Below are 229 nucleotides of genomic sequence, written 5' to 3' on the forward strand. Positions count from 1 at the left end.
TAAGAATCTGGACTCCGTCCGGGCGTCCGAGGGCCTGTACTGCATAGAACGCCTGCACAAGGCCCGCCTTCATGTCGAAAGAGCCCGGCCCCGTGGCTTTGTCTCCATCCACAGAAAACGGCCATCGAGCAGTAGTCCCCGGCGGCCAAACAGTGTCGTAGTGTCCAACGACCAGGACCTTTGGCCGATCACCCATGGTCCAAAGCAGATGATCGCAACCTTCTCCTGG

1 protein-coding gene is annotated in these 229 nt (G+C 59.4%); it reads right to left on the minus strand.

Annotated features, from left to right (window positions below; all coding sequences use genetic code 11):
- A partial coding sequence (locus tag SB679_RS26620) for a M20/M25/M40 family metallo-hydrolase (protein WP_410705466.1) occupies window positions 1-196 on the minus strand: 196 nt, incomplete at its 3' end.
- Between the last annotated feature and the right edge of the window lie 33 nt (window positions 197-229).

It is taken from the genome of Chryseobacterium sp. SIMBA_029 (assembly GCF_046535275.1).
GTDB lineage: Bacteria > Bacteroidota > Bacteroidia > Flavobacteriales > Weeksellaceae > Chryseobacterium.